The sequence below is a fragment of the Zhongshania antarctica genome (genome assembly GCF_014202945.1).
Lineage (GTDB): Bacteria > Pseudomonadota > Gammaproteobacteria > Pseudomonadales > Spongiibacteraceae > Spongiibacter > Spongiibacter antarcticus.
Map to the genome: position 1 here is coordinate 1 of NZ_JACHHW010000012.1, position 22171 is coordinate 22171.

At 46.3% G+C, this 22171-nt stretch carries 22 protein-coding genes and 2 pseudogenes; 17 read left to right on the plus strand and 7 right to left on the minus strand.

All coding sequences use genetic code 11. The annotated features are described in order from the left end of the window. The first annotated feature begins 610 nt into the window (after positions 1-610). The 5 genes and pseudogenes from HNQ57_RS16190 to tnpB (HNQ57_RS16205) all read left to right on the plus strand — a co-directional run bounded on the left by HNQ57_RS16190 (position 611) and on the right by tnpB (HNQ57_RS16205) (position 3190). Complete coding sequence (locus HNQ57_RS16190; RefSeq protein ID WP_184464735.1) at positions 611-931, plus strand: 2Fe-2S iron-sulfur cluster-binding protein; 321 nt, start codon at positions 611-613, stop codon at positions 929-931. 20 nt (positions 932-951) lie between these two features. Beyond that, positions 952-2199, plus strand: coding sequence for a cytochrome P450 (locus HNQ57_RS16195; RefSeq protein WP_184464737.1), 1248 nt, complete (start codon positions 952-954; stop codon positions 2197-2199). A gap of 102 nt (positions 2200-2301) precedes the next feature. Further along, positions 2302-2409 (plus strand): annotated as a pseudogene (locus HNQ57_RS18260) (IS30 family transposase); the annotation flags it as partial. Between the two features lie 167 nt (positions 2410-2576). Further along, on the plus strand, positions 2577-2876 hold the full coding sequence (gene tnpA, locus HNQ57_RS16200) for an IS66 family insertion sequence element accessory protein TnpA (RefSeq protein ID WP_184464739.1): 300 nt from the start codon (positions 2577-2579) through the stop codon (positions 2874-2876). 32 nt (positions 2877-2908) lie between these two features. Continuing rightward, the gene (tnpB, locus tag HNQ57_RS16205; RefSeq protein WP_264299211.1) at positions 2909-3190 is read left to right on the plus strand and encodes an IS66 family insertion sequence element accessory protein TnpB; all 282 of its coding nucleotides are present in this window, start codon (positions 2909-2911) and stop codon (positions 3188-3190) included. Between the two features lie 140 nt (positions 3191-3330). Here the strand turns inward: tnpB (HNQ57_RS16205) and HNQ57_RS16210 are convergent, their stop codons facing one another. From HNQ57_RS16210 to HNQ57_RS18090, 5 genes are all read right to left on the minus strand, one after another. Beyond that, positions 3331-4521 (minus strand): iron-containing alcohol dehydrogenase, encoded by a 1191-nt coding sequence (locus HNQ57_RS16210; protein ID WP_184464743.1) that lies wholly within the window; start codon positions 4519-4521, stop codon positions 3331-3333. A 48-nt stretch (positions 4522-4569) separates the two neighbouring features. Further along, positions 4570-6090, minus strand: coding sequence for an aldehyde dehydrogenase family protein (locus tag HNQ57_RS16215; RefSeq protein ID WP_184464745.1), 1521 nt, complete (start codon positions 6088-6090; stop codon positions 4570-4572). A 118-nt stretch (positions 6091-6208) separates the two neighbouring features. Continuing rightward, positions 6209-6337 (minus strand): IS66 family insertion sequence element accessory protein TnpB, encoded by a 129-nt coding sequence (gene tnpB / locus HNQ57_RS16220; protein ID WP_184464747.1) that lies wholly within the window; start codon positions 6335-6337, stop codon positions 6209-6211. A 164-nt stretch (positions 6338-6501) separates the two neighbouring features. After that, a complete protein-coding gene (locus HNQ57_RS16225; RefSeq protein WP_184464749.1) occupies positions 6502-7653 on the minus strand; it encodes an IS4 family transposase in 1152 nt (383 codons plus the stop codon). Positions 7654-7834: 181 nt separating this feature from the next. Then, positions 7835-7957 carry a hypothetical protein gene (locus HNQ57_RS18090; RefSeq protein ID WP_264299210.1) on the minus strand — a complete coding sequence of 41 codons (123 nt, stop codon included), beginning with the start codon at positions 7955-7957 and terminating at the stop codon, positions 7835-7837. Positions 7958-8610: 653 nt separating this feature from the next. Between HNQ57_RS18090 and HNQ57_RS16230 the strand changes: the two genes are divergently transcribed. The 12 genes and pseudogenes from HNQ57_RS16230 to HNQ57_RS16280 all read left to right on the plus strand — a co-directional run bounded on the left by HNQ57_RS16230 (position 8611) and on the right by HNQ57_RS16280 (position 18766). Further along, on the plus strand, positions 8611-10959 hold the full coding sequence (locus HNQ57_RS16230) for a TonB-dependent receptor (RefSeq protein WP_184464751.1): 2349 nt from the start codon (positions 8611-8613) through the stop codon (positions 10957-10959). A gap of 143 nt (positions 10960-11102) precedes the next feature. Then, positions 11103-11477, plus strand: a complete 375-nt coding sequence (locus HNQ57_RS16235; RefSeq protein ID WP_184464752.1) for a hypothetical protein — start codon at positions 11103-11105, stop codon at positions 11475-11477. Between the two features lie 461 nt (positions 11478-11938). Then, a pseudogene (locus HNQ57_RS16240) lies at positions 11939-12132 on the plus strand (transposase domain-containing protein); the annotation flags it as partial. Between the two features lie 285 nt (positions 12133-12417). Then, the gene (locus tag HNQ57_RS16245) at positions 12418-13197 is read left to right on the plus strand and encodes an enoyl-CoA hydratase-related protein (protein ID WP_184464753.1); all 780 of its coding nucleotides are present in this window, start codon (positions 12418-12420) and stop codon (positions 13195-13197) included. A gap of 486 nt (positions 13198-13683) precedes the next feature. Beyond that, positions 13684-14094 carry a CoA transferase gene (locus tag HNQ57_RS16250; protein WP_184464754.1) on the plus strand — a complete coding sequence of 137 codons (411 nt, stop codon included), beginning with the start codon at positions 13684-13686 and terminating at the stop codon, positions 14092-14094. A gap of 61 nt (positions 14095-14155) precedes the next feature. Further along, positions 14156-14323: a hypothetical protein gene (locus HNQ57_RS16255; protein ID WP_184464755.1), complete on the plus strand. Its 168-nt coding sequence runs from the start codon at positions 14156-14158 to the stop codon at positions 14321-14323. 685 nt (positions 14324-15008) lie between these two features. Then, positions 15009-16583, plus strand: a complete 1575-nt coding sequence (locus tag HNQ57_RS16260; protein ID WP_184464756.1) for an acyl-CoA synthetase — start codon at positions 15009-15011, stop codon at positions 16581-16583. 336 nt (positions 16584-16919) lie between these two features. Then, positions 16920-17264, plus strand: a complete 345-nt coding sequence (locus HNQ57_RS18095; protein WP_264299209.1) for an ATP-grasp domain-containing protein — start codon at positions 16920-16922, stop codon at positions 17262-17264. After that, positions 17257-17490 (plus strand): ATP-grasp domain-containing protein, encoded by a 234-nt coding sequence (locus tag HNQ57_RS18100; RefSeq protein ID WP_264299208.1) that lies wholly within the window; start codon positions 17257-17259, stop codon positions 17488-17490. The genes HNQ57_RS18095 and HNQ57_RS18100 overlap by 8 nt, the downstream gene beginning before the upstream one ends. A gap of 50 nt (positions 17491-17540) precedes the next feature. Further along, positions 17541-17816, plus strand: a complete 276-nt coding sequence (locus tag HNQ57_RS16270; RefSeq protein WP_184464757.1) for a transposase — start codon at positions 17541-17543, stop codon at positions 17814-17816. A 34-nt stretch (positions 17817-17850) separates the two neighbouring features. Continuing rightward, entirely contained in the window at positions 17851-18375 is a 525-nt protein-coding gene (locus HNQ57_RS16275; RefSeq protein ID WP_184464758.1) for a PaaI family thioesterase, read from the plus strand. Next, on the plus strand, positions 18368-18766 hold the full coding sequence (locus tag HNQ57_RS16280; RefSeq protein ID WP_184464760.1) for a PaaI family thioesterase: 399 nt from the start codon (positions 18368-18370) through the stop codon (positions 18764-18766). Before HNQ57_RS16275 ends, HNQ57_RS16280 begins: the two co-directional genes overlap by 8 nt. A 15-nt stretch (positions 18767-18781) precedes the next feature. Here HNQ57_RS16280 and HNQ57_RS16285 read toward each other — a convergent pair whose 3' ends face one another. Next, positions 18782-19774 (minus strand): AraC family transcriptional regulator, encoded by a 993-nt coding sequence (locus tag HNQ57_RS16285; protein ID WP_184464762.1) that lies wholly within the window; start codon positions 19772-19774, stop codon positions 18782-18784. 333 nt (positions 19775-20107) lie between these two features. Continuing rightward, complete coding sequence (locus tag HNQ57_RS16290) at positions 20108-21760, minus strand: class I adenylate-forming enzyme family protein (protein ID WP_184464764.1); 1653 nt, start codon at positions 21758-21760, stop codon at positions 20108-20110. Positions 21761-22171: the final 411 nt, after the last annotated feature.

Below are 22171 nucleotides of genomic sequence, written 5' to 3' on the forward strand. Positions count from 1 at the left end.
GTTTACAAAGCTACCGAGAATATCGGACGATGAGGAATTGCAGGCGCGGCTACCCAGGAATGCGTCGCTCGTATAGGGTGTGGTTAGCTGATCGCGGACATAAAAAGTCATTATATGTTGACATATATACTTACCACTGACACTATTGAGTGCAGCTCAGTTTTAAAAAAACAAAGTCTCGTATAAAAAACAGTCGTATCTTAGGTGCTGGATAGATCAGCATACTTATTTAGCCTCAAATATATACTGAGTAGAAATCAATAAGAGGGGTTCGCAACTTGAAAGCAGCAAGTAACACAATCAGCCTCACCGAAAACACCCAAACTCCGGATAGCGCTCTGATTGAAATCATTCTGCAGTGACAGCTTTCTAGAAGAAGGATATCCGAGCCTTCAGGTTCGTCTCGACCGCCTGGCCGGTCTACTGCAAGACAACATGTCAACGAAGTGACTTCAGCGCCTAAAAAATTACAATAGCTACACGCTGAGTTTTAAAGCAAAAGGGGGGCAGGACAAAAAGCAACCCCTCTAATTGACAACATGTTAGCTCCGCAGAGGTAGGGGGTGAAGTCTCATTTTAGTTTCGAATATTGCCACAGAGGAGAAGTACCATGCTAAAAATAAACGTAATTGGATTTGACCAGAGTAAGTACGTGATCGAAGTAGAGCCAGGCACATCCTTAATGCAGTGCATTGTGGATGAAGGCGTGCCGGGAATCGATGCCGACTGCGGAGGAGCATCCGCTTGCGGGACTTGTCATTGCTTTATAGGGGATGAGTGGATTGAGGCTACCGGGGCAGCAGGGGGAATAGAGGAGGAGATGCTGAGAATGAGGCCCGACCGCGCTAAAAATTCACGCCTCAGTTGCCAGATTGATATCACCAATGAGCTTGATGGCCTAGTAGTCAACATCCCAGAATTTCAAATGTAAAAAATAGGAAAATTTGAAAAATGAATCAGACTAAAAAGTTACTTGAAGCATTCGATGTCCCTCTAGCGAAAATAGATGTCAGCGATCCCCTGCTATATCAACAAGACGCGTGGCGCCCCTTCTTCAAACGGTTACGGGAGGAAGCTCCAGTACATTACCTCGATCAAAGTCCTTTTGGCCCTTTCTGGTCAGTTACAAAGTTTGCAGACATCGTTGCCGTGGATAGTAATCACCGAGACTTTTCTTCAGAACCAATTATTACGCTTGGTGATCAACCTGAGGATCTAGCGATAGAAAATTTTATTGCAATGGATCCACCCAAACATGATGAGCATAGAGCCGCAGTTCAATCTGCCGTTTCCCCGAAAAATTTGTCAGACATGGAGTCTCAAATTCGCGCTCGTGCGGTGAAAATATTAGAAAGCTTACCTGTAGGTGAAACTTTTGATTGGGTTGATAAAGTTTCTATCGAATATACAACTCAGATGCTTGTCACGCTGTTCGATTTCCCGTTTGAGAGCCGACATAAACTAACTTACTGGTCTGACCTCGTTACAGGGGACCCAGGAATGACTGGGGGCACGTGCAGTGAGGAAGAACGAAAAGCCGGCCTGATGGACTGTATTGCAACCTTTGCTTCTCTCTGGGAAAAACGTAAGCAGGAGGGTTCTAAGGATAAATTTGACCTGATATCGCTCTTGCAGTCAAATCCAAATACCGCCAATATGATAGATAACCCTATGCAGTTTCTTGGAACGCTTGCACTATTAATCGTAGGCGGTAACGATACAACCCGTAACTCTAGCACAGGGGGAGTATTAGCCTTAAATGAGAATCCAGTCGAGTACAACAAGCTTCGCAATAACCCCAGCCTGATATCTAGCATGGTCCCTGAAATCATCCGCTGGCAAACACCACTTACTTATATGCGTCGTGTAGCAACGAGAGACGTAGAGCTAGGTGGGGAACTGATCAAAAAGGGTGATAAAGTTGTCATGTGGTATATCTCTGGCAACAGAGATGAAAGCGTTATTGAAAAAGCGGATGATTTTATTATCGACCGAAAGAACCCCCGCCATCACCTATCATTTGGATTTGGCGTGCATCGCTGTATGGGCAACCGTTTAGCTGAAATGCAATTGCGCATTCTGTGGGAAGAAATCCTGCAGCGGTTCTCTTTTGTTGAGGTCGTTGGCTCACCAGAACGCGTGCACTCGAATATCGTCAGAGGCTACTCCTCGTTACCGGTTAAGCTTCACCCTCTTTAAGGGCCGCCAGAGGTATTTATAACAGGAACAGCGTGAGCTTTACTTTTTAAGAAAACATGTCAGATCAGGTCTGGAGCTCTAGAGCTAATAACCCAGGCCTGAATTCAGTTTGTAATGGATCCGCTTAATGCTAGACCACGAGCCAGTCGTGGTCACCGATCGCCAAATGAGTTATTTATGGGGCAGCGAGAAGACTTACTCGCTGCGTGAAAGGATTGCACTTATTGCTTGGAACCGCGCCGCGCTATCATCGTATAGTCTTAATATTGCTGCGATGAAGTGTTTTGGTTGCATTCTACCAGTAAGCGATCAATAAACACCATTTAATAGTTTTCCGCTGCGGCTTTACTCTTCAGTTTTTAACTGGAGAGCTATTCATGAGCACAATAAATAAAGCACAATTCTGGCAAGACCACATCGCCGCCTGGCAAGGCAGTGGACTATCTCAAGCCGCGTATTGTAAACAGCACGAAATCAAATTCCACAACTTTGCCTATTGGCGTAATCGTTTAAGTCCCGCAAAAACGCAGTCAGCAAAATTAATGAAACTGGGCGCCATGCCAGCTTCATCCCGAGTGGTGATGAATTTACCGCTGGGCGTCAGGTTAGAGTTATCCGTCAGTGATTTGCCTGTCGTGTTGCCCGCGGTTCCGTATATCATTCGGGAGTCAAGCTGATACTACGACCGACATCCAATGTTGAGGTCTATTTGTACATGGCCCCAGTGGATATGCGCAAGTCTATTAACGGCTTGGCCGCGCTGGTTGAAAACGAGCTGGCGCTCTCGCCGATGATGGAGGTGTTATTTGTATTTTGTAATCGTGGCCGAATTAAAATCAAACTCCTGTATTGGGAGCGAAACGGTTTTGTCGTCTGGTATAAGCGCTTAGAAAAGCAGCATCTGTTTGATAAGCGTGACCTGATGGCTCTCCTAAGGGGGGATCCATCTAATGACAGGCTGCCTGATATTAATCAGTTGAAGCTCATATGAAATTTAACGAGACAGCAGTGAGATGGGGTATATTGATCGTTTACGCGTTTTGACGGGCATCCATGCCCTTGGTGTTTGCTAAAACATCAAGGGCATCCATGCCCTTGGTGTTTGCTAAAACATCAATATTCTAGACCCATTTAACATACGGATTTAATTATTTTTCCCATCGCGACGGGGGATATACTATAAAACATAGCTGCTGGGTCAGATGCAATGGCTATACAAATTGCGTCTTGCTTTTCTTCGCTGACGTCCCAACGTTTGAAGTTGGTAGTACAGCCGATGCGTTGTTGGAAGTCCTTTAGAAATTTAATGCAGTTCCTTACCAGCTCTTGATCGCTGCCGTTTTGAGGTAAATTCAGTGCTTTGGCAAGCCGCTGTCCTTTACCCGCGTAAAATTCAGGGCATGCTTCCATCACTATAGGAAGCAGTGCTGCATTGGCGTCGCCGTGGGGAATGTGGAACATCCCGCCAAAAGCGTGAGCGCAGTTATGTATTGGTATTGCGTTCAGGCTGCCACCAAAGGCATCGATTGCTAGGCTGCTCGCCTGTAACATATTTGAGCGCGCAACAACGTCCTTGCCATTATCGATTACCTTGGGTAGATTTTCGACAATCATCTGCGCAGCCTGAAATGCGTGGGCGTCGGTCATTGCGTTCGGGGTTGGGGATGCGACTGCTTCTATCGCGTGGGTTAGTGCATCCATACCAGTGGCTGCAGTGAGAAAATCAGGAAGTCCTAAGCATAAATTACCATCTAAAACAGCCATGTCTGGCTCAAGAAAGGGCGCTACTAGGTTAGTTTTAATGCCTAATGCTTCATTGTAAAAGACCGCTACCGGAGAAACCTCCGCCCCTGTACCTGCTGTTGTGGGTACACCTATATGAGGGATGCCTGAGTGCTGGCTACTTGGCCAAGCGTCGATTTTTATTCCATTCTGTAGTAAATCTGTTATATCAGTTGCCCCGTGCTGCAGAGAGTATTTGACACCCTTTGATGCGTCAAGAACACTGCCGCCACCGACCGCGAGTATTGCATCAGCGGCTACCGATCGAGCGTAGGCAGTTGCGGCATTTACGGACTGGCAGGCTGCGTCTTGGCTAATGCCGGTGTAGACGCCTACCAGCATTGCCTTATTGCTAGAGCAACTGGCAAATACCGCTTTTATTTGGTCGACGATGCCGGCTTGTTCAAGGCCAATATCGCTGAATAACACAACTCGTTTGGCGCCCATGCCTTCGAATAATGCGGGTATACGAATCACGGATCCCGCGGCACAATGGATCGTGCTGCGCATATTGTATTGATAATAATGTGAACTAGACATACTGGTATCCTATTAATAATTGACGTTCAGTTAGCTGGGGCGCGGGGTTCAAAACGTATGGACCAATTGATATGTTGACTTCTTCCTCGGGTCGCGCTCGAAAGCCGTGGAAATCGATTTCAATTCTGTATATGAGTTCAGGCTGTTATGACTCATTTCCCGACCATAGCCACTCTGCTTCATTCCGCCAAAAGGTGCGTCGGTACGCATCATGTGCCAATCATTAATCCAAATCGAGCCGGCCTCGAGTTGGCGAGCAACCGCTTGAGCGCCAATGACGTCCTCGGTCCAAATACCTGCCGATAGTCCGTATATTGAATCGTTTGCGATGTTTATGGCTTCGTCTAGCTCGGTAAATTTAATAATAGATACAACTGGGCCGAAGATTTCTTCACAAGCGTGTTTCATGTCATTCTGGCAATTGCTGACAATGGTTGGCTCAAGAAAATAACCATTTTCGAAGCCGGCAACAATTTTCCGTTTTCCTCCGGTAACGATGTTGGCACCTTGTTCTTGAGCTGATTTAAGATAGGCCTTGATTCGATTAAACTGCTGCTCGGAAATAATAGGGCCCATGCCGGTTGCGAGATCGAGCGGATTGCCGACAACTATTTTCTCGGCTAAGATCTTCATCTTGGCGATGAGTTCATCGTGAATGTCGACATGGACAATTAATCGACTACTTGATTCACAAGCCTGTCCAGAGTTCATCATAATGCCGAAGAGGGCGCCATGCGCCACCAAGTCGATATTGGCGTCAGGCATTACGATTGCCGCGCCTTTGCCTCCAAGCTCAAGGGTTACTCGTTTTAATGTCGCAGCCGCTGCAATCTGAATATTTCTGCCAGTTTGCGTGGATCCGGTAAAAGAAATTTTGTTGACTTTGGGGTGTTTTACAAGCGCATCACCTACGTCCACACCGGTACCGCTTACTAGGTTCAGCACGCCAGCGGGTAGGAAGGTATTAAGTAGCTGGATTAGACGAAATGTTGATGTTGGTGTTAATTCGGATGCTTTAACTACTATAGTGTTTCCCGCCGCTAAAGCAGGTGCGATTTTCCACGAAAGTAAAAGGAGTGGAAAATTCCAGGCAGTAATAATGCCACACACGCCAACTGGCTCTTTTACCACCATAGTATGAACTTGTTCTGGCAATATTTTTGGGGGTAGGTTTTCGATAAATGGATAGGTTTTTATCGATTCGGCAAGAGTAAAGAATAAATCTGCAACGGCCAGAATATCTAAACCCATTACTCGCTTGATTGTTCCGCCAGATGCTTGAACTTCCAAAATAGCAAGTTCTTGAGCATTCGCTAATACCGTGTTTCCTATTTGATACAGAATCTTTGAGCGCGCTAAAACGCTGATACCTTTCCAATCATTACTTTTAAAAGCAGAGCTGGCAGCATTTACAGCTAGGTCAACGTCAGTTGCGTTGCCGTCGGCAGTCTTAGCAATTAGATTTCCGGTAGCTGGGCTATATACATCGATATATCGTCCGGAGCTAGGTTCTACGATATTTCCGTTAATGATATTATTATAAATCGGTAATTCATTGGCGTCGTTCATTTAATGTCCTTGATATTAGGTTGTATGGATTTAAATGGGTTTTATTTTTTTCGATATATAGATAGCTAAATATGTGAATACAGATGTACATTGTTTATTGATTTTTTTCAACATATTTTTAATGTTCGCGATCTCGGCCAAGATTACAAAATACAAATAGCACCTCCATCATCGGCGAGAGCGCCAGCTCGTTTTCAACCAGCGCGGCCAAGCCGTTAATGGACTCGCGCATATCCACTGGGGCCATGTACAATTAGACCTCAACATTGGATGTCGGCCGCAGCATTAGTTTGATTCTCGAAGGATATGCAGCACCGCGGGAAATACGACAGGCAAATCACTGGCAGATAATTCTAACCTGACACCGAGCGGTAAATTCATCACCAATCAGCACTGCTGTCCCGTTAACTTTCATATGAGCTTCAACTGATTGATATCGGGTAGCCTGTCATTAGATGGGTCTCCCCTTAAGAGAGCCATCAGGTCACGTTTATCAAACAAATTAAGCTGCAGTAGCCGTAATATCTGCTGCATACTTTTTGTAAGCTCTGACTGAAACGCAAGAAATGCAATGAGCAGATAAACGCACATGGCTATCCATATTTGTGTCATTACCGCATTCTTGCTCGTGCCTACAAATGATTTGATTTTCAGGTTTTGTTTTATCCATTTGAAGAACAACTCGACTTGCCACCGAGCTTTGTAGATATCGGCAATCGTCTTGGCGGCTAGCTTGAAATTGTTCGTTAAAAACACATAGTGTTTGCCCGTATCCGCGTCTTTATAGCCTACCCGACGCAATTGAACGGGAAATTTTTTAGAGACCTGCGGGTCGGTGAATTCTATCGTTTGATCACACGTTAAGCCTTTGTTTTTCAACACGGCTCGACGATCAATAATACGGTATTTTGCATTGTCCTTAAGCAGGGTAACGAAGAAAATATCCTTTTCTGTCAATTGCTTATACCAAACATAATCATTGTACGCCTTATCAATGGCAACCATGCTCCCTTTAGGGAAGTTGAGCATGCGACCCACGGTCACATCGTGTTTCTTTCCCTCCGTAATGGTCACAAACTCCGGTAAATAACCGGCATGATTCAAGCCGACGTGCAACTTAATCGCGCCCTTAGTGGTGCGAAAATCAGCCCAGGGAAACGCAGACAAGCACAAGTCGATAGTAGAGGCATCCAGCGAATACAAGGGGTGGTTAAACTTGAAATTATGATCAGGCGCTACGCCTTGGCAGCGCATTAACAGCTTTCCAAACAACGCTTCGTACAGGGCATAGGGTTTGTCTTCATTGATGCGCGACAGGTTAGATCGCGATAGTTTGGCGCTGCCCAAGTGGTAGAGGCGATGCATTTGCGCCGACATATTATCAACGATGTCACGCAAGCTGTTTCTCCCAGACAATTGAGCCATCGTCAGTGACACGAACTGCGACCAACGGGAGGCTGTACGAAAGGCACTACCTGAATGGTGTTGTTTTGCAAGGGTCTCAAATTCATGTCTCGGAACAAGTTTTAGTATTTGTGAAAGAATGGTATTACAATGTGCCACGGCCTGATACCCTCTATTAATACAGTGTTTTCTAGATAATCTCATTGTATCAATTGTGGTGGAATCAGGCTTTTTTATTTCTCCTTAACGGGACAGCAGTGACCAATCAGGATGAAAATGGCATGGCGCCCAGTTTCATTGATTTCGCTGACGGCGCTTTTGCGGGACTTAAACGATTACGCTAATAGGCAAAGTTGTGGAATTTGATTTCGCGCTGTTTGCAATGCATGGTTTGATAAAGGCGGCTGCCTTGCCAGGCAATGATGTGGTCTTGCCCGAATTGTGCTTTATTGACTGTGCTCATGGATGGCTCTCCAGTTAAAACCTGAAGAGTAACGCCGCAGCGGAAAGATTATTAGGTAGGGTTTATTGATCGTTTACGAATGCCGCGGCTTCCTTTGCAATATCTCTCGCTTCAGTAATCCTGCGTAGCTGGGCTTTTAGTCGTCGCATTTCTTCTTGTTGCTCAGTAATAGTTTGGTGCTGAGAGCCAGGTTAACCGAATTTTTTGCCCCCGTCGTGAAGACTCTTTGCCTCTCGGCTACTTCGCATTTTTTGCGCTAATTATACTGCCATCAGGCCTCTACAGTAATAGAGGCTTGCCATTTCGGCCTTTCGTGACGGGAAAACAGGGGGCGTTAGAGGGGTGTTTGTTGAGCGCTATCTTGTTGACTATGGGTCAGTAAGCTATGCCTTTTGCTCTGCAAGGTTGTTTTTGGTTGGGTGTAAATTATATATCTTAGTGTAATTTGCCCTAAATATGTTGCTTGTTATGATTGGTTGTTTTAGTCTTGGCGGTGCCGCAGTTAGTTGAGCGTTGGTCAATAGGTGGTCTGTTTCGGCGATTGAAGAGCTTTTTGAAAAATATCGCTCTGACTATGTATTTAAAGAATTAAATATTATAAGCGATGGCTAATTACTTATTAAGTAATAGAAGAATAATTAGGGAGAGTGTTAATGCGACAGATGTTGAAACTAGTTTTAGTTGGGGCAAGCCTTGTGGCTAGCTCAGTCACCTACGCAGAGGGCGAAGAGGACCGAAATGCTGGTGGCAAAAAAAAGAGTACAAGTCGATTACTTGAGGAGGTAATGGTTACCGCTCAACGGCGCGAAGAAAATATGCAAGAAGTCCCCATTTCTATTCAGGCGTTTAGTAATGAAAAACTAGATGCTATGGGTGTCGAAAGTGTAGCGTCTTTGCCAAAAATCGTTCCAGGTTTAACTGTGACCACTCAGGTGGGTTTTACGGTAACTTACTTGCGGGGGTTAGGCTCTGATGCATTTTTATTTGCTGACCCGAGTGTGGTGAATTACACCGACGGTGTTTATTCCCCGTATTCTTTAGGGCAAACGACTAATTTTGGTGATGTCGAACGTATTGAAGTTCTTAAGGGCCCGCAAGGTACTTTGTTTGGTCGAAATGCCATTGGTGGTGCCGTTAGTATTACTACTAAGAAGCCTTCGCTGGAGGGAGTGGATGCGACGTTCCGGGTTTCTCGGGAGTCTTATGACAAAGATAGTGCGCGAGGTACAGTCAGTTTTCCGCTTATTGAAGATAAGTTGGGGGTAAGCCTTTCCGGCATTTATAGCGATGCACTTGGCCATATTGACGGTAGAGTTAACACTAGTGAATTCCCGGACGGGGAGGAGTTACCTCGTGAAGAGACGAATGCATATCGAGGCAAGGTACTTTGGGTGCCTACTGATTGGATGGAGATTCAACTGAATGCCTATAAATTAGATCAGCGGGGAGCTGGCACTCTTTACTCCGTTAATGTTAATCCGAGTGATCTCGGCGAAGCTCTTGGAATCAAGCCGGAAGATCCATATAAAGGTGTCAATAATGAAGATACCGCTTTTGAGCAGACTGCAGATACTTACTATGGCCACGTAAGTATGTTTTTTGATCAATTCGATCTTAAGTTTTTTGGTAGCGATCAGTATATTGAAGTATATCAACGTTATGATTTTGATGGGTCGGCTCAGCCGATAGTATACTTTGAAATTGAGCCTGGGAGTTCTGATGCTCAGACTGGAGAAATTCAGATTATTTCTAATGATAGTTCTTGGGGGTCAGATTGGCTTGAGTGGATTGTTGGTATGTACTATTTCGAATCGGTAGCCGGCTTTGATGTGTTAAAACTTAGGTTTACCGGCACCAACCTTGATAATGGAGACGTGGTGGGTTTACCACTTGTACCGGGTGAGCTTGCTGGCCTGCTTGCTACCTTGCCACTACCAACGGGTGATCTTGAGACGAATTCAATGTTGGGTACGGAGTCCTATTCTTACTATAGTCAGGTGACCGTGGATTTTGACGAGCAATTTTCATTGACTCTCGGTGGTCGTTATCAGGAAGAGCAGCGTAGAGTAATTAGGTCGAGGGCTGGGTTGCGACAGACTGATGGAGGCTTGCTCGTCTATCAAGATCAATCTTTTGAGACAAATCCAGAGTTAGAAACTACGACATACGCATTTAGTCCCAAGGTAACCTTCAATTATCGACCAGCTGGCGAGTGGGCGGGAACTGACGCGTTAATATTTGCCACATGGCAGCAATCAACCAAGAGTGCGGCTTATAACGTAATAAATTTCTTGGATTTCGAAGCGGAGAAAGTTCTTGCTGAGGAAATTGACGCTTATGAAATTGGTGTGAAAACTTTGCTTTTCGATGACACTCTTACGTTAAATGCGTCGGCTTTCCATTACACTGTAGAAAATCCTCAGGTCCAGATCGTCTCTGTGCTGGAAGGTGGTGTGGTTAATTTCGAAAATGCAGGGGAGTCAGTGATTCAAGGATTTGATATCGATATTCTGGCGCAAATTCTACCGAGTTTCTTTAATAGCTTGGTACTCACAGCAAACATGGCATATCTGGATACGGTGTACACTGATTATAAAAACGGCACGGGATTTGATGAAGATACGGGAGCTCTTGAAAAAGGTCAAGATTACTCAGGGAGTGAGGTTGTGCGCTCTCCTAACTATTCGGGATCCGTCGGCTTGACCCAAACATTCATGACCAATTCTGGGCCACTGGAGCTTAGCGTGGATTATTATTATAACGATGGATTCTATTATCTCGCAAGCAATGCATCGACTTCTCGTGAGGAGAGCTACGGAGAGATAGGTGCGCGTGCAAGTTATCTTTTGGAAGATCAAAATTTAAGAATAAGTGCCTTTGGTAGAAATATTGGTAATGCGGAATATAACATTAGTCGCTTTATGACCGACTTTGGTGCATTGGATTCGAGAGCGCCGCTAGCAAATTACGGCCTTAGCCTAGAGTGGAGTTTTGGTCGCTAGCATTCCATTGTTTGGTTTTGGTGCCGGAGGTAATAAATGATGAATTCGTCGCGAGAGCAATGGACAGTTTTATTACGCTGTGTCACAACGAAAAGTGAGTTTTTGCGTTTGTAATTAGATTGTTAATCTTGTTGGAGTTGGATATGAATAAATATTTTCTTGTGCTTTGCCTATGCTTGTTTTCCTTGTCGGGTAGTATTCATGCTCAAAATTTCGTGAGTGCTCTTTCTATTGATGGGCGCGCTCTAGGTGGTGGATTGCCTTATGCTGGTGACGGTGATCTGGCGTCCCGGGTTGAACCGCTTTCACGCTTAGGCAGTTCGCTCTTGGGGGTTGACGAAATTTCATCAGTGGTGAACGGTATTGCCCTGCCAGTTGCAGAAAGCGCGGTTCCGGTATTGACGGTTTTAATGAACAATCCTGGTGAGGTCGGCGACTATTTTTCTAATGGAGGCGTAATTCTTATTCCCGCTATAACGTTAGTTCCAGCTATTCCCCTGGTGAATGAACCTTTATAGGGACCCTAGTATTAGAATGTATCGAAAGCAATTTCACGTCCTAAAGTATTGGTAGTGCCTTTATATAACGCGGATTTGAATCCGCGTTATATATTTTTAATAAGGAGATCCGTTGTGGTTAGCGGAAATAAATTAACTTAAAGAGTTCGGCTTTATTCTGGTCATCGGGAAAAAGTGCTGTTGGGTGCTGCCTGTTCTGGTTTTTAGGGGATGCAATCGGCGATCCTATCTCAAGAAGCTGATTTTATGCCCGATAAATCACTAGGGATAACTGGGTAGAGCTCACACACACTTCGGCTTCATTAAAAAGCTCGGTCTGACCATCCGGCTTCTCACTGCTGGCAGCAAAGCGTTTATGCTTTAACAAACACACCTGCTCTTCCAATAACGAGATGCGTTTATCCTTCTCGTTGAGGCATCGACCTTCTCCAAGAGCAAAGCTTTGAGGCTGTGGATATCGTCGGAAGAAGGGGTTGTTCAGTGCAACACCCGAGGCGCCCACGCCAGCGCCGCTATTTATAGTTTGATCGAAACCGCGAAGGCGAATGGCCTTGAATCTTACGCGTATTTGCGGGAAGTGTTTACAAGACTGCCAAGCATATCCAGTGATGACGAATTGCAGGCCTTGCTACCCTGGGGCGTGTCGCTAGTATAGGGTGTGGTTTGTTGGTCGCTTACGGTTAATATTGATGTAAACTCAATATTAACCCAAAAGGAAAAATATTTTCCAAAAAAGTCATTGTTAGTAACACAATCATAATTGATTGTAGCTCAATAGTGTTGTAATCTATTTTGAGCTAGAATCCCTCAAAGACAAATAATAGCGGCAATGATTCAAGTCTGCTCATAAAGTAAATAGCTTGTCCGGCCAATAATACCAAGCTATTGATATATGGAAAAAATTTGAATTTAATGTGAAGCACTTATATAAGGAATAAGTATGAGCAATGAACTTCAAACGGTTCTCGATAGCGTCGGAGTTTTTACAATAACTATGAATCGTCCGCATGTTCACAATGCCTTCGATGATAAGCAGATAATAAGGCTCACAAAGGCCTTAATCGAAGCTCAAAATTCAGAAAAAGCCAGGATTGTCGTTATTCAATCGCAGGGAAGTAGCTTCTCCGCTGGTGGTGACTTGAATTATATGAAGCGCATGGGTATGAATAGTTACCAGGATAATCTCGAAGACGGAAAGCAGCTCGCGGCCTTGATGAAAGCCCTTTACTTTCATCCACTTCCAACAATCGCAAAAGTTCAAGGCGCTGCATTCGGTGGCGGAGTGGGGCTAGTTTGTTGTTGTGATTACGCGATAGGCACACCAAAAGCCAGATTCGCTCTGTCCGAAGTAAAGCTTGGCATGGCACCGGCGACGATCGCCCCCTATGTGGTCCGCGCAATCGGCGCACGCGCCTCTCGGCAAATGTTTATGTCGGGTAGGCGAACCGATGCTCAAAGAGCACTTCAGATAGGCCTCATAAGTGACCTTGTCGAAACTGACAAGTTAGACGCAGCGGTCGATGATCTTGTGAGCGATTTGCTCAACAACGCCCCCAATGCGATTAAAATTTGTAAAAGGGTAGTACAGGAGGTATCCGGTGGTGGTATTACAGAAGACATGATTGGACACACTATAAAAATGATAGCCGAAATACGTGAGTCAGAGGAAGCACAAGAAGGCCTTTCTGCATTTCTGGCAAAGCGCCCCCCAAATTGGTGAATGCAAGATTTTGTTAACATACTTAGTGAAATTCAGATTCTAGATAAAGCTATGTAACTGTTTATCACTGAGTGACCGTATTCGCTTGTGGATTCAAATAGGCAGTTGGATTTTGATACTATGAATACTGAGGAAGAATTAATCGATTTAAATAAATAGGCTGCTCGTATTGCTTTAAGTTATATGGGAAGAGTAGCTTGGCTGACATAGCGCTAACATGTTTTGTCTTTAGTCGTTTTTGTTCTCGGCCTGACGCTTTTTTCAAATATTGAGAAAAAATAATTTAATTTTCGTCTAAGCGAAATAAGAAAGGGACCGATACGTGCCGTGTTGACAAAGCTTTGGTTCTTTTATGCGCAAAATGCTTTTTTTTGTAAAAAATAAGTAAGCAATGGGATGGACTCCTCCTCACCCTAGCAATTCGGCGTTATTGCGCCAGAATGGTAAGTGTCAACTAGCCATTCAGATGATGAGGAGAAACCCAAGATGAACATTACAAGAGTTGGAGTAGATATCGGTCGTGAGGATACGCCGGATCCACCGCTAAACTTGATGGATGATTACGCAGGCTGTAGTCACTTTCTGGTGATGGGTATGCTGGCTGCTTTGCTAAAGGCAAAAACTTCTGGTGTGGGGCAGATGATTGACGCTGCCATTACCGATGGCTCCGCGAGTCTGATGCCGATGCTTTACTCGATGGACAAGCTTGGCGCCTGGGGACCAAAGCGCGCTAGTAATTTGCTTGACGGTACGACGCACTTTTATGATGTGTATGAAATACTCGATGGTGATTTTGTTTCCATCGGCTCAAACGAGCCACAGTTTTATGCGCTGTTGATTGAGAAACGGGAACTTGATCCCGCTGCCTTTGCCGGGCCGATGAGTGGCCGCTGCTGAAAGAGACATTGGCGGCCGTATTTAAAACCAAAACTCAGGCACAGTGGAGTGGTGCGAGACTATGGAAGGCAGTGACGTTTGCTATGCGCCGGTATTGGATTATCACGAGGCGCCCAAGCACCCACACAATGTCGCCCGCAAAACCGATATTGAGTTTGCCGGTCAGGTTCAACCGGCACCTGCACCCCCGATTCAGCCGCACCGTGTTAGAGCTGCAGCAACTGAATGAGTAAGGCGTGTTAACGTAATCGACGGATGACGGTCACTGGCGGACCTGCTAGTTATACCGTTCAGGGAGAACGTATTTTTTTTGCAAAGAAGGAGCTTTAATAATTACAGGATTCTTATATGCTAGAAAAATATGCGGACTTTCCCGGCTTGCATCTAGATCTTAGTGAACTTCAGCGGTTGAGCTTTCTCACGTTGTCGCGAGTTGGCGTTGTCTGCACAAAGTGCCACGGGGAATGGCCATCCAGTGATAGTGATACCACCGTTCACCGCGGCGGATTGGTCAGCCACGGTGTTGCGAAAATACCTTAAGAATATTGGTTGTCAGAGTTATTGCTGGGAGCGGGGTGTTAATGTATTTAAAACTCTATAGCTTCAGCGACGCGAGGGCTGATAGTAGCAAGAATTGAGCGTGGTTAAGATGCTCCTTTGTATACGTAAGGTCGATGTGACTTGTGAGGAAATGTTGACGTGCATTGTAGCCACGGTGTCGGGATTATTATAGTCTCAATTGCGGCCAGCCGAGGGCCGAGAATTTTCGAGTTGGCACCAGTCATATTGGATTTGGCGCCAACCCAGAAATATTCTGATTGTCAGCACATAGATTCTGTGTCGATGGGGCTGATTTTTAACAGCAGGCAGTATCATGCTCCTGTATTCTTAAAATAAAAGAGAAGTATTTAGTCATGCATATTAGTCAGATTGTTTTCCGCGCGGCACAGCAGCGCGGCACCGCCGAAGCCATAGAGTATCAGGGCAATGTGCGTAATTGGACGCAAACTGAGCAGCGCATGTGTGCGATGGCGGGAGCGCTTGCTCAACAGGGACTGGGTATCAACGACAAGGTGGCAATACTTAGTTTGAATAGTGATGTTTACCTAGAGTCGCTGTTTGCCATTCCCCATATGGGAGGCGTGATGGTGCCGCTAAATACGCGCTGGGCCCTTCCTGAGTTTCAATACCCACTGAGTGACTCCGATAGTAAGGGGCTATTGTTTGATAGCAATTTCATCGCCGTGGTTGAGCAACTGCGCAGTGAAGACACCGCGATTGAGCACTACTTTTATATGGGCGCGGCAGAAGATTGTCCCGCTTGGGCGCAGTGTTTAGAAAGTTTGATGCAAGAAGCCGAGCCTCTGCTGGATAGCGTATTGGCTGATCGGGAACTCGCCGGCATCTTTTACACCGGTGGCACAACCGGCTACCCCAAAGGAGTGATGCAAAGTCACGTAGCATTGTTTACTAGCGGCCTCAGTCTTGCTGCGGCCTCAAATGCCGATGAAAATAGAACCGTGCTGCACTGTGCGCCAATGTTTCACATGGCGGATTTGGCGACGGTGTTTATGTATTCAATACTAGGTAGCAAGCACGTTATTGTGCCGGCCTTTGAGCCGCTGGCCGTCATTGATGCGATTGCGGAGCTGGGGGTGAGTGACACCTTAATGGTACCGGCCATGTTGCAAATGATGCTTGATCACCCTGAGTTTGATGCTGGCAAGTTACAGGGATTAAAGGCGCTGTTGTATGGTGCGTCGCCGATGCCCGAGGGCCTGCTGCGCAAGATTTTGACAACCCTGCCGAATTTGGAGATAACCCAGGCCTATGGCCAAACAGAAATGGCACCGCTAATAACTATCTTGTCGGCGGAAGACCATCGGGCTGCGATCCGTGGCGATGAAAAATCCGCGCGCCTACTGCGGTCTGCAGGCAAATCTGGCTACTCGGTACAAATTAAAACAGTCGATGAGCAGGGCAAAACTTTGCCGCTGGGCAGTGTCGGTGAGATCTGCACCCGCGGGCCAAATGCGATGTCGGGGTATTGGAATAAACCTGAGCAAACAGCGGCAGCCCTTAAAGACAATTGGGTACACACCGGCGACGCCGGTTATATCGACGAAGAGGGTTATTTGTTTATTGTCGACCGGGTTAAGGATATGATCGTTACCGGCGGTGAAAATGTATTTTCCTCCGAAGTGGAAAGCGCGCTGTCTACCCACCCCGCTGTGGCGCAAGTTGCGGTAGTGGGTATACCCCATGACGATTGGGGTGAGGCGGTGCACGCGATCGTGGTTGCCCGCCCCGGCGTAGCATGTACGGAGGCGGATATTATCGCTCATGCCCGAGAGAAAATTGCGCACTACAAGTGTCCCAAATCGGTGAGTTTCCGCGATGAGCCACTGCCGCACTCGGGCGCTGGTAAGGTACTTAAGCGCGAACTTCGGGCGCCTTACTGGGAGGGCCGAGAGCGTCAGGTGAATTAGCCGCGGCCGGGCTAGTTGAGTATTTCTTGCGACGCTGCGAGCTGATCGCTCTCCTGCTTGGTGGTGGCGGTCATCGCTGTCACCTCATTATGCATTTTTCCCACTGCGACTTGAGTAAGGCGCGTGGGCCAGCTTCATCGGTGGGAATGCCTTCTGCCTTTACCAGCCAGTAGCGTAGACGCACCGTGGTGTTCATCCAACTGCCGTTAAATAGACTGGCAAAGTCAGCTGATCCTTCAAAACCGGTGTGGGCAAAAAATAATAAATCCTTATGGGGTGTCGCCTTTTTTACGCAGTATATCTAGAACACGCTCGTGTTTTTGCGATGAAAAGCGCGTGCCGCCCCATGTAGATTGCCAGCGCCGTTTCGTCATTGCTGCCTGCCTTTGCCGAGGTGTCATTAAGCCGATCATGAGCTCATCAGGTAAGGGGCAAAGCTTGGTGCGTCGTCCCGCCGAAGTTGACGATTCTTTGATCCACGCTCAAGAAAGCGGTCGCGCCGGTGCGGGCCGTGTGATCGTAGAAGGTTTTGTCGATTTCGATTATGAAATTACCCAGCTCGCCATTGGCCATCGCGGCGCCGACGGCGAAGACACGGCAACAAGTTTTTGTGCGCCGATTGGTCATTTGCAAAAAAAACGGCGATTATCAAGAGTCGTGGCAGCCGCAAGCTATGCCTGAAATTGCATTACAGCGCGCGCAGCAGATGGCGGAGCAAGTTACAGCAGCGGTGGGCGGCTGGGGGCTGTTTGGCGTAGAGCTATTTGTAAAAGGCGACGAGGTAATCTATAGCGAAGTCTCGCCCCGTCCCCACGATACTGGTTCGGTGAGCTTAATCCCCCAAGACCTTTCCGAGTTTGTGCTGCATGTGCGCACCATACTTGGCTTGCCTGTTCTGGTTGAATGAACCGGACACTTTAATAAGAGACAATACCCGTCAATTATTGGAGTGTCATCATGGTACAGAAACGCAGTTACAAGCAGTACTCTAAAGAATTCAAAGAAGAAGCTGTAGCGTTGATTCGTGATCAAAGCTATTCGGTGGCTGAAGCGTCTAAATCATTAGGTGTGGCCAGCAATATGCTGTATCGCTGGAAAAAGATCAACAAGAGCAATTGTCGGCAGGTACGTAAGCAATGGGATGGACTCCTCCTCACCCTAGCAATTCGGCGTCGTTGCGCAAAAATGGTAAGTGTCAACTTAGTTGTATTTATGTCTCTTTTAGAGTGTTAACTAAGTATAATTCGTGTAACTTTTCAGCGGGGTAATGGCATTGGATTTCGAAGAACTTAACTGTTTCATTGAGACTATTCTTGCCGCCAATGACGGGGACCATTTTACGACGCTGGGGATTCGTCCTGAGTATGTTGAGCGTCACAGGGCTGGCCTGTCGATGCCTTATGATAAAGCCTTGGTGGGGGATCCGGATACCGGTGTGATTCACGGTGGTGCCATCACTGCCTTATTGGATACCTGCTGTGGCTTTGCTGCCGCGACTGCATTAGATGATTTGGGGCTAACCCCAACAATTGATTTGCGTATTGATTATATGCGTCCAGCAACGCCCGGCTTAACCGTGTACGCCGATGCTGAAGTTTATCGCGTTACTGAAAGTGTAATCTTTACCCGCGCCATTGCTCATCATGGTGATACTGAGCGTGCCATTGCATCGGTGGTGGGCAATTTTTTCCGTATGGAGTTGGATTTGTTTGCAGGTATGCGCCGAGATTTTCGCGCAGCACAGGTATTGAAAAATTCAGAGCTAAAGGCAGGCGGTAGTGGAAATGAATGATGTGGAATTACAGCAGCTTATTAACCGAGTTCCCTATGCGCGCACCCTAGGAATTGAAATAGGCGAGGAGGCGGGCTGTTTTTTGTTACCGGTAAAAAAGAGTAATATTGGTAATCCGACTCTTCCGGCTCTGCACGGCGGTGCTATCGCTGGCTTTATGGAGCTGTCTGCAATGATTCATGTCCTGCAGCATAGTCATAGTGAGAAAATTCCTAAGGTCGTTGATTTCGCCGTGGACTATGTGCGCGCTGGGAAATACGTGACAACTTACTCGCGCTGCAAGCTGGTTTACCTTGGTCGGCGGATGATTAACGTGAGCATTAGTGCTTGGCAAGATGATGAGGCGGCCCCTATTACGATGGCGCGAGCACAGTTTTTAGTCAAGGATTAGCGTGCTGAAGTAAGCCTAGTGTTTGTTTTTCAGGTATTGCTTTGGGGTCATTTCAAACCAGCGTTTAAATGCCCTGTTGAATGAGCTTTGTTCATTGTATCCCAGTAACCCAGCTATTTGTGACATTGGTATGGCTTCATGTGCAAGGAGTTTTTTGGCCTCTGTAATTCTTATTTCGTCAACAAGCGATTCAAAGGTGCAGCCCTCAGCTTGCAATTTCCGATGAAGAGCGCGCTCGTGAAGGTTCATGTTTTGTGCGATGACTGGTCTTGAAAGCTGGCCGGTTGGCAGGAGTTTTTGGATTAGATGGCGGGCTTGATCGCTAGCTAGTAAGTTCGGTTTGCTGGTGGAACTCGATTTAAACTCTACCATCGACAGATAGTTGGACACTAAACCATGTAGCTGCGGGTTGTGAGAGCTTAGTTCAATATCTAAAAAGTCAGTATCAAGTTCAATTGAATCATATTTTTGATTGAATACTGTCGGGCAGTTAAACGCGCTTTGGTATTGCTTTTCAAGAGCGATTTTTGAGTGGCGGAAATGCACGGCCCGCGCTTTAAATTTTCCTTCAGTAAGTAGATGGATAATGTGGAGTGTACAGCCCACGGCGTGCTCAACTGCCTGTTGACAGTCATTTGGGTTTACGTCAATTAGATCTAAGCAGGCGTAGCTAGGTTGATTGTCGCTTTCTTTAAGTGTAAGGGAAATTGCAGGGGTAAAGTGGTACAGAAATTTACCTACGCTTGTTAACGCGGATCTTACGTCGTGCGCCGATAGTGCTAAAAATGCAACTGGACCGAGAATGGATTGGTCCTGCCGCATTGCTAACCTTAGTCCAATGTCAGGGAGATCAAGGCTAGCTGCACTCAATTCAAGTAGGTTGATAAAACTTTGATAAGGGAAAGAATAATCCTCATCCTCTAATTGCTTGTAATCGATGCCGGCTTTTAAAAATAAATTTTCTGGATTTCCTTGCAGTTCTTCGACGAGAGCTACGAAGTTGTTCAAGCAGGTAAGAAAGAATTTCCGCCTGGCCGGGGTAACGCTCGGTCCAGTTCCACTCCTGCTGCAGCTCGTTGTCGAACTGATAGGAATATTCTAGGCTTTCAACATCACATCTAGCACCAGGGTAACAGTTCCAGTACCGGGTCCTGCCCTTTTTCGAGAACAACAACTTTTCCCCATGCCTCGAAACTTATATAATGCATATAAGCCGGCGAACCCTGCTCCGATCACTACGACGTCGATTTCCAGTGCTGAGTCGATAGCCGTTTTATTATGTTGTTGTACTTCCGAACTATCCATATTTAGTACCTTTTAGTAGTATAATCAACATTCAATTCACTGAATTACGGCGTCGATGTAATCGCCATTTACGTATTTTTCGCGAAGCATGAACTTTTGAATTTTGCCTGAGCCGGTAAGGGGCCAGTCGGAGACGCCAACCCAGATCGCTGGCATTTTCTGCGCAGAAATTCGTTCTCTACAAAAGATTACAAGGTCCGATCGAGTTAGCGCAGCTCCAGGCGTAGAGCGGAAAAAACACGCTACAACTTCACCAAATTTTTCATCTGGAATACCAACAACAGCAACTTCCACTAAATCCGAATGCTCGAGCATGGTGTTTTCGATCTCAGCCGGGAACAGATTTTCGCCCCCTCGAATAATCATCTCTTTTAACCGCCCCGATATGTGGAGGTATCCGCGATTATCCAGCATCCCTAGGTCGCCAGTATGCAACCATTGTTCTTTGTCTATGGTCTTTGCCGTTGCTTCTTTCTGGCGGAAGTACCCCAACATATTCATCGGGCCTCTTGCACAAACTTCTCCGACCTCGTTAACAGCAAGTGTCTGGCCCGTTTCCGTGTCCAGCACTGCTAGCTCTACATGAGGCAAAGGCTGACCTACAGATTCAGTCACGTCTTCGATCTCATCGGAATCCCAAACCATTGTGAGGACTGGAGATGTTTCGGTCTGTCCAAATATGATTTGAAATTCTGCATCAAAGGTTTTTTTAGCTGCGCGAACCATTTCCGGGGCGACCATCGCGCCTCCAGCAATAACATTTTTCACTGTAGACATGTCACAGCCGAGAGTCTTCTGTACATCTACCAGAGCTGTCAGCATCGTAGGTACACCGAATACACAGGTAATTCCCTCAGATTCAATTGCCTTAAGCGTATGCTCCGGATCAAATTGCGCGAACAGCACTACCGTGGCTCTAGCAGCTAGCGGCCCTAACGTAAGTACGGCACACCCCGCTGTATGGAACAAAGGCATCACATTCATGATGACGTCGCCCTTTCGCATACCACCTCGTTCAGCATGGAATCTAGCATTCTCCGCCAATCCCATGTGATGCAACAGCACCCCCTTTGGCATTCCTGTCGTACCAGAGGTGTACTGGATTTGCGCGGGATCATTAGACTCAACTTCTGGAAGGACGGCCATCTCTGACGACCTCTTATAGAGCTCTTCAATACATGTCATGTCTATTATGGATTGAACCTGCGGAAGCTCGGATTTAATCTCTTTAGCAATAGCTTCAATTGGATTACCACGCACTGAGGGCACGTAGTAAATTGCTGTCGACTCGGATTGCTCAACGATATATTTTGCTTCTCGCAGCTGAAACGACGGATTTACCGTCACGATAGTCAGCCCTGCGTAGGCTGCCGCATATTCGAGCAACACCCACTCTGGGATATTGTTTCCCCATATCGCTATATTGGAGCGAGGAGGATGACGATTGACGAGAATCTCCGCCAGCCGCCTCGCGTCAGATTGTAGTTCTACGTAAGTCCACTTTCGAGCAACATTACCTTCTATAGTGACTTCTGTCAGAGCTAGCGAGTTTTTAGAATCGCGTGCAGCCTCATCAAGCCTCTGGCCGATCGATTCGCGCTGAATATCGCTATCGCACACTGGGCTCCAATACGATTTATTTAAAGTCCTACTGTAAGAATTATCTTGTGAATTATTAGCTAAACTCATTTATCAACCTATAACAGCAATCGGGAATGATTATTTTTACAATCTTAATAATTAAAATTATATTCGAGGCTAATACCGTAATTTGCTAGCGGTGCACGTGCATCTAGTGAACCTAAGTCTGTTACAAAACGACTATAGTTGTATTCTGTATCAGTCAGGTTACGGCCATATCCCGATATCAATTCCAAGGCTCGATTAAGTAACTTTGGCTTTATTGAAACTTACTGAGTCAAACTACTATAATGGAAAATAGGCGGTATAGTCACATGCATGTCAGATGGGATCCGGCAGCGCACACGGGCTGCTCTTGCAATAAGAGAAATCAGCGCCACCCCATAGATAGCCATCAGCTGAAAGCTCTTGAATAAGATATGAATCCGACATGAGGCCCCTCAATGTTTTATTTCGACA

Excerpts from the sequence above, each read along its gene's own strand:
- HNQ57_RS16190 (WP_184464735.1), top strand. The coding sequence starts at position 611 with ATGCTAAAAATAAACGTAATTGGATTTGACCAGAGTAAGTACGTGATC.
- HNQ57_RS16195 (WP_184464737.1), top strand. The coding sequence starts at position 952 with ATGAATCAGACTAAAAAGTTACTTGAAGCATTCGATGTCCCTCTAGCG.
- tnpA (WP_184464739.1), top strand. The coding sequence starts at position 2,577 with ATGAGCACAATAAATAAAGCACAATTCTGGCAAGACCACATCGCCGCC.
- HNQ57_RS16210 (WP_184464743.1), bottom strand. The coding sequence starts at position 4,521 with ATGTCTAGTTCACATTATTATCAATACAATATGCGCAGCACGATCCAT.
- HNQ57_RS16215 (WP_184464745.1), bottom strand. The coding sequence starts at position 6,090 with ATGAACGACGCCAATGAATTACCGATTTATAATAATATCATTAACGGA.
- tnpB (WP_184464747.1), bottom strand. The coding sequence starts at position 6,337 with ATGGCCCCAGTGGATATGCGCGAGTCCATTAACGGCTTGGCCGCGCTG.
- HNQ57_RS18090 (WP_264299210.1), bottom strand. The coding sequence starts at position 7,957 with ATGAGCACAGTCAATAAAGCACAATTCGGGCAAGACCACATCATTGCC.
- HNQ57_RS16230 (WP_184464751.1), top strand. The coding sequence starts at position 8,611 with ATGCGACAGATGTTGAAACTAGTTTTAGTTGGGGCAAGCCTTGTGGCT.
- HNQ57_RS16235 (WP_184464752.1), top strand. The coding sequence starts at position 11,103 with ATGAATAAATATTTTCTTGTGCTTTGCCTATGCTTGTTTTCCTTGTCG.
- HNQ57_RS16245 (WP_184464753.1), top strand. The coding sequence starts at position 12,418 with ATGAGCAATGAACTTCAAACGGTTCTCGATAGCGTCGGAGTTTTTACA.
- HNQ57_RS16250 (WP_184464754.1), top strand. The coding sequence starts at position 13,684 with ATGAACATTACAAGAGTTGGAGTAGATATCGGTCGTGAGGATACGCCG.
- HNQ57_RS16255 (WP_184464755.1), top strand. The coding sequence starts at position 14,156 with ATGGAAGGCAGTGACGTTTGCTATGCGCCGGTATTGGATTATCACGAG.
- HNQ57_RS16260 (WP_184464756.1), top strand. The coding sequence starts at position 15,009 with ATGCATATTAGTCAGATTGTTTTCCGCGCGGCACAGCAGCGCGGCACC.
- HNQ57_RS18100 (WP_264299208.1), top strand. The coding sequence starts at position 17,257 with ATGCCTGAAATTGCATTACAGCGCGCGCAGCAGATGGCGGAGCAAGTT.
- HNQ57_RS16270 (WP_184464757.1), top strand. The coding sequence starts at position 17,541 with ATGGTACAGAAACGCAGTTACAAGCAGTACTCTAAAGAATTCAAAGAA.
- HNQ57_RS16275 (WP_184464758.1), top strand. The coding sequence starts at position 17,851 with ATGGCATTGGATTTCGAAGAACTTAACTGTTTCATTGAGACTATTCTT.
- HNQ57_RS16280 (WP_184464760.1), top strand. The coding sequence starts at position 18,368 with ATGAATGATGTGGAATTACAGCAGCTTATTAACCGAGTTCCCTATGCG.
- HNQ57_RS16290 (WP_184464764.1), bottom strand. The coding sequence starts at position 21,760 with ATGAGTTTAGCTAATAATTCACAAGATAATTCTTACAGTAGGACTTTA.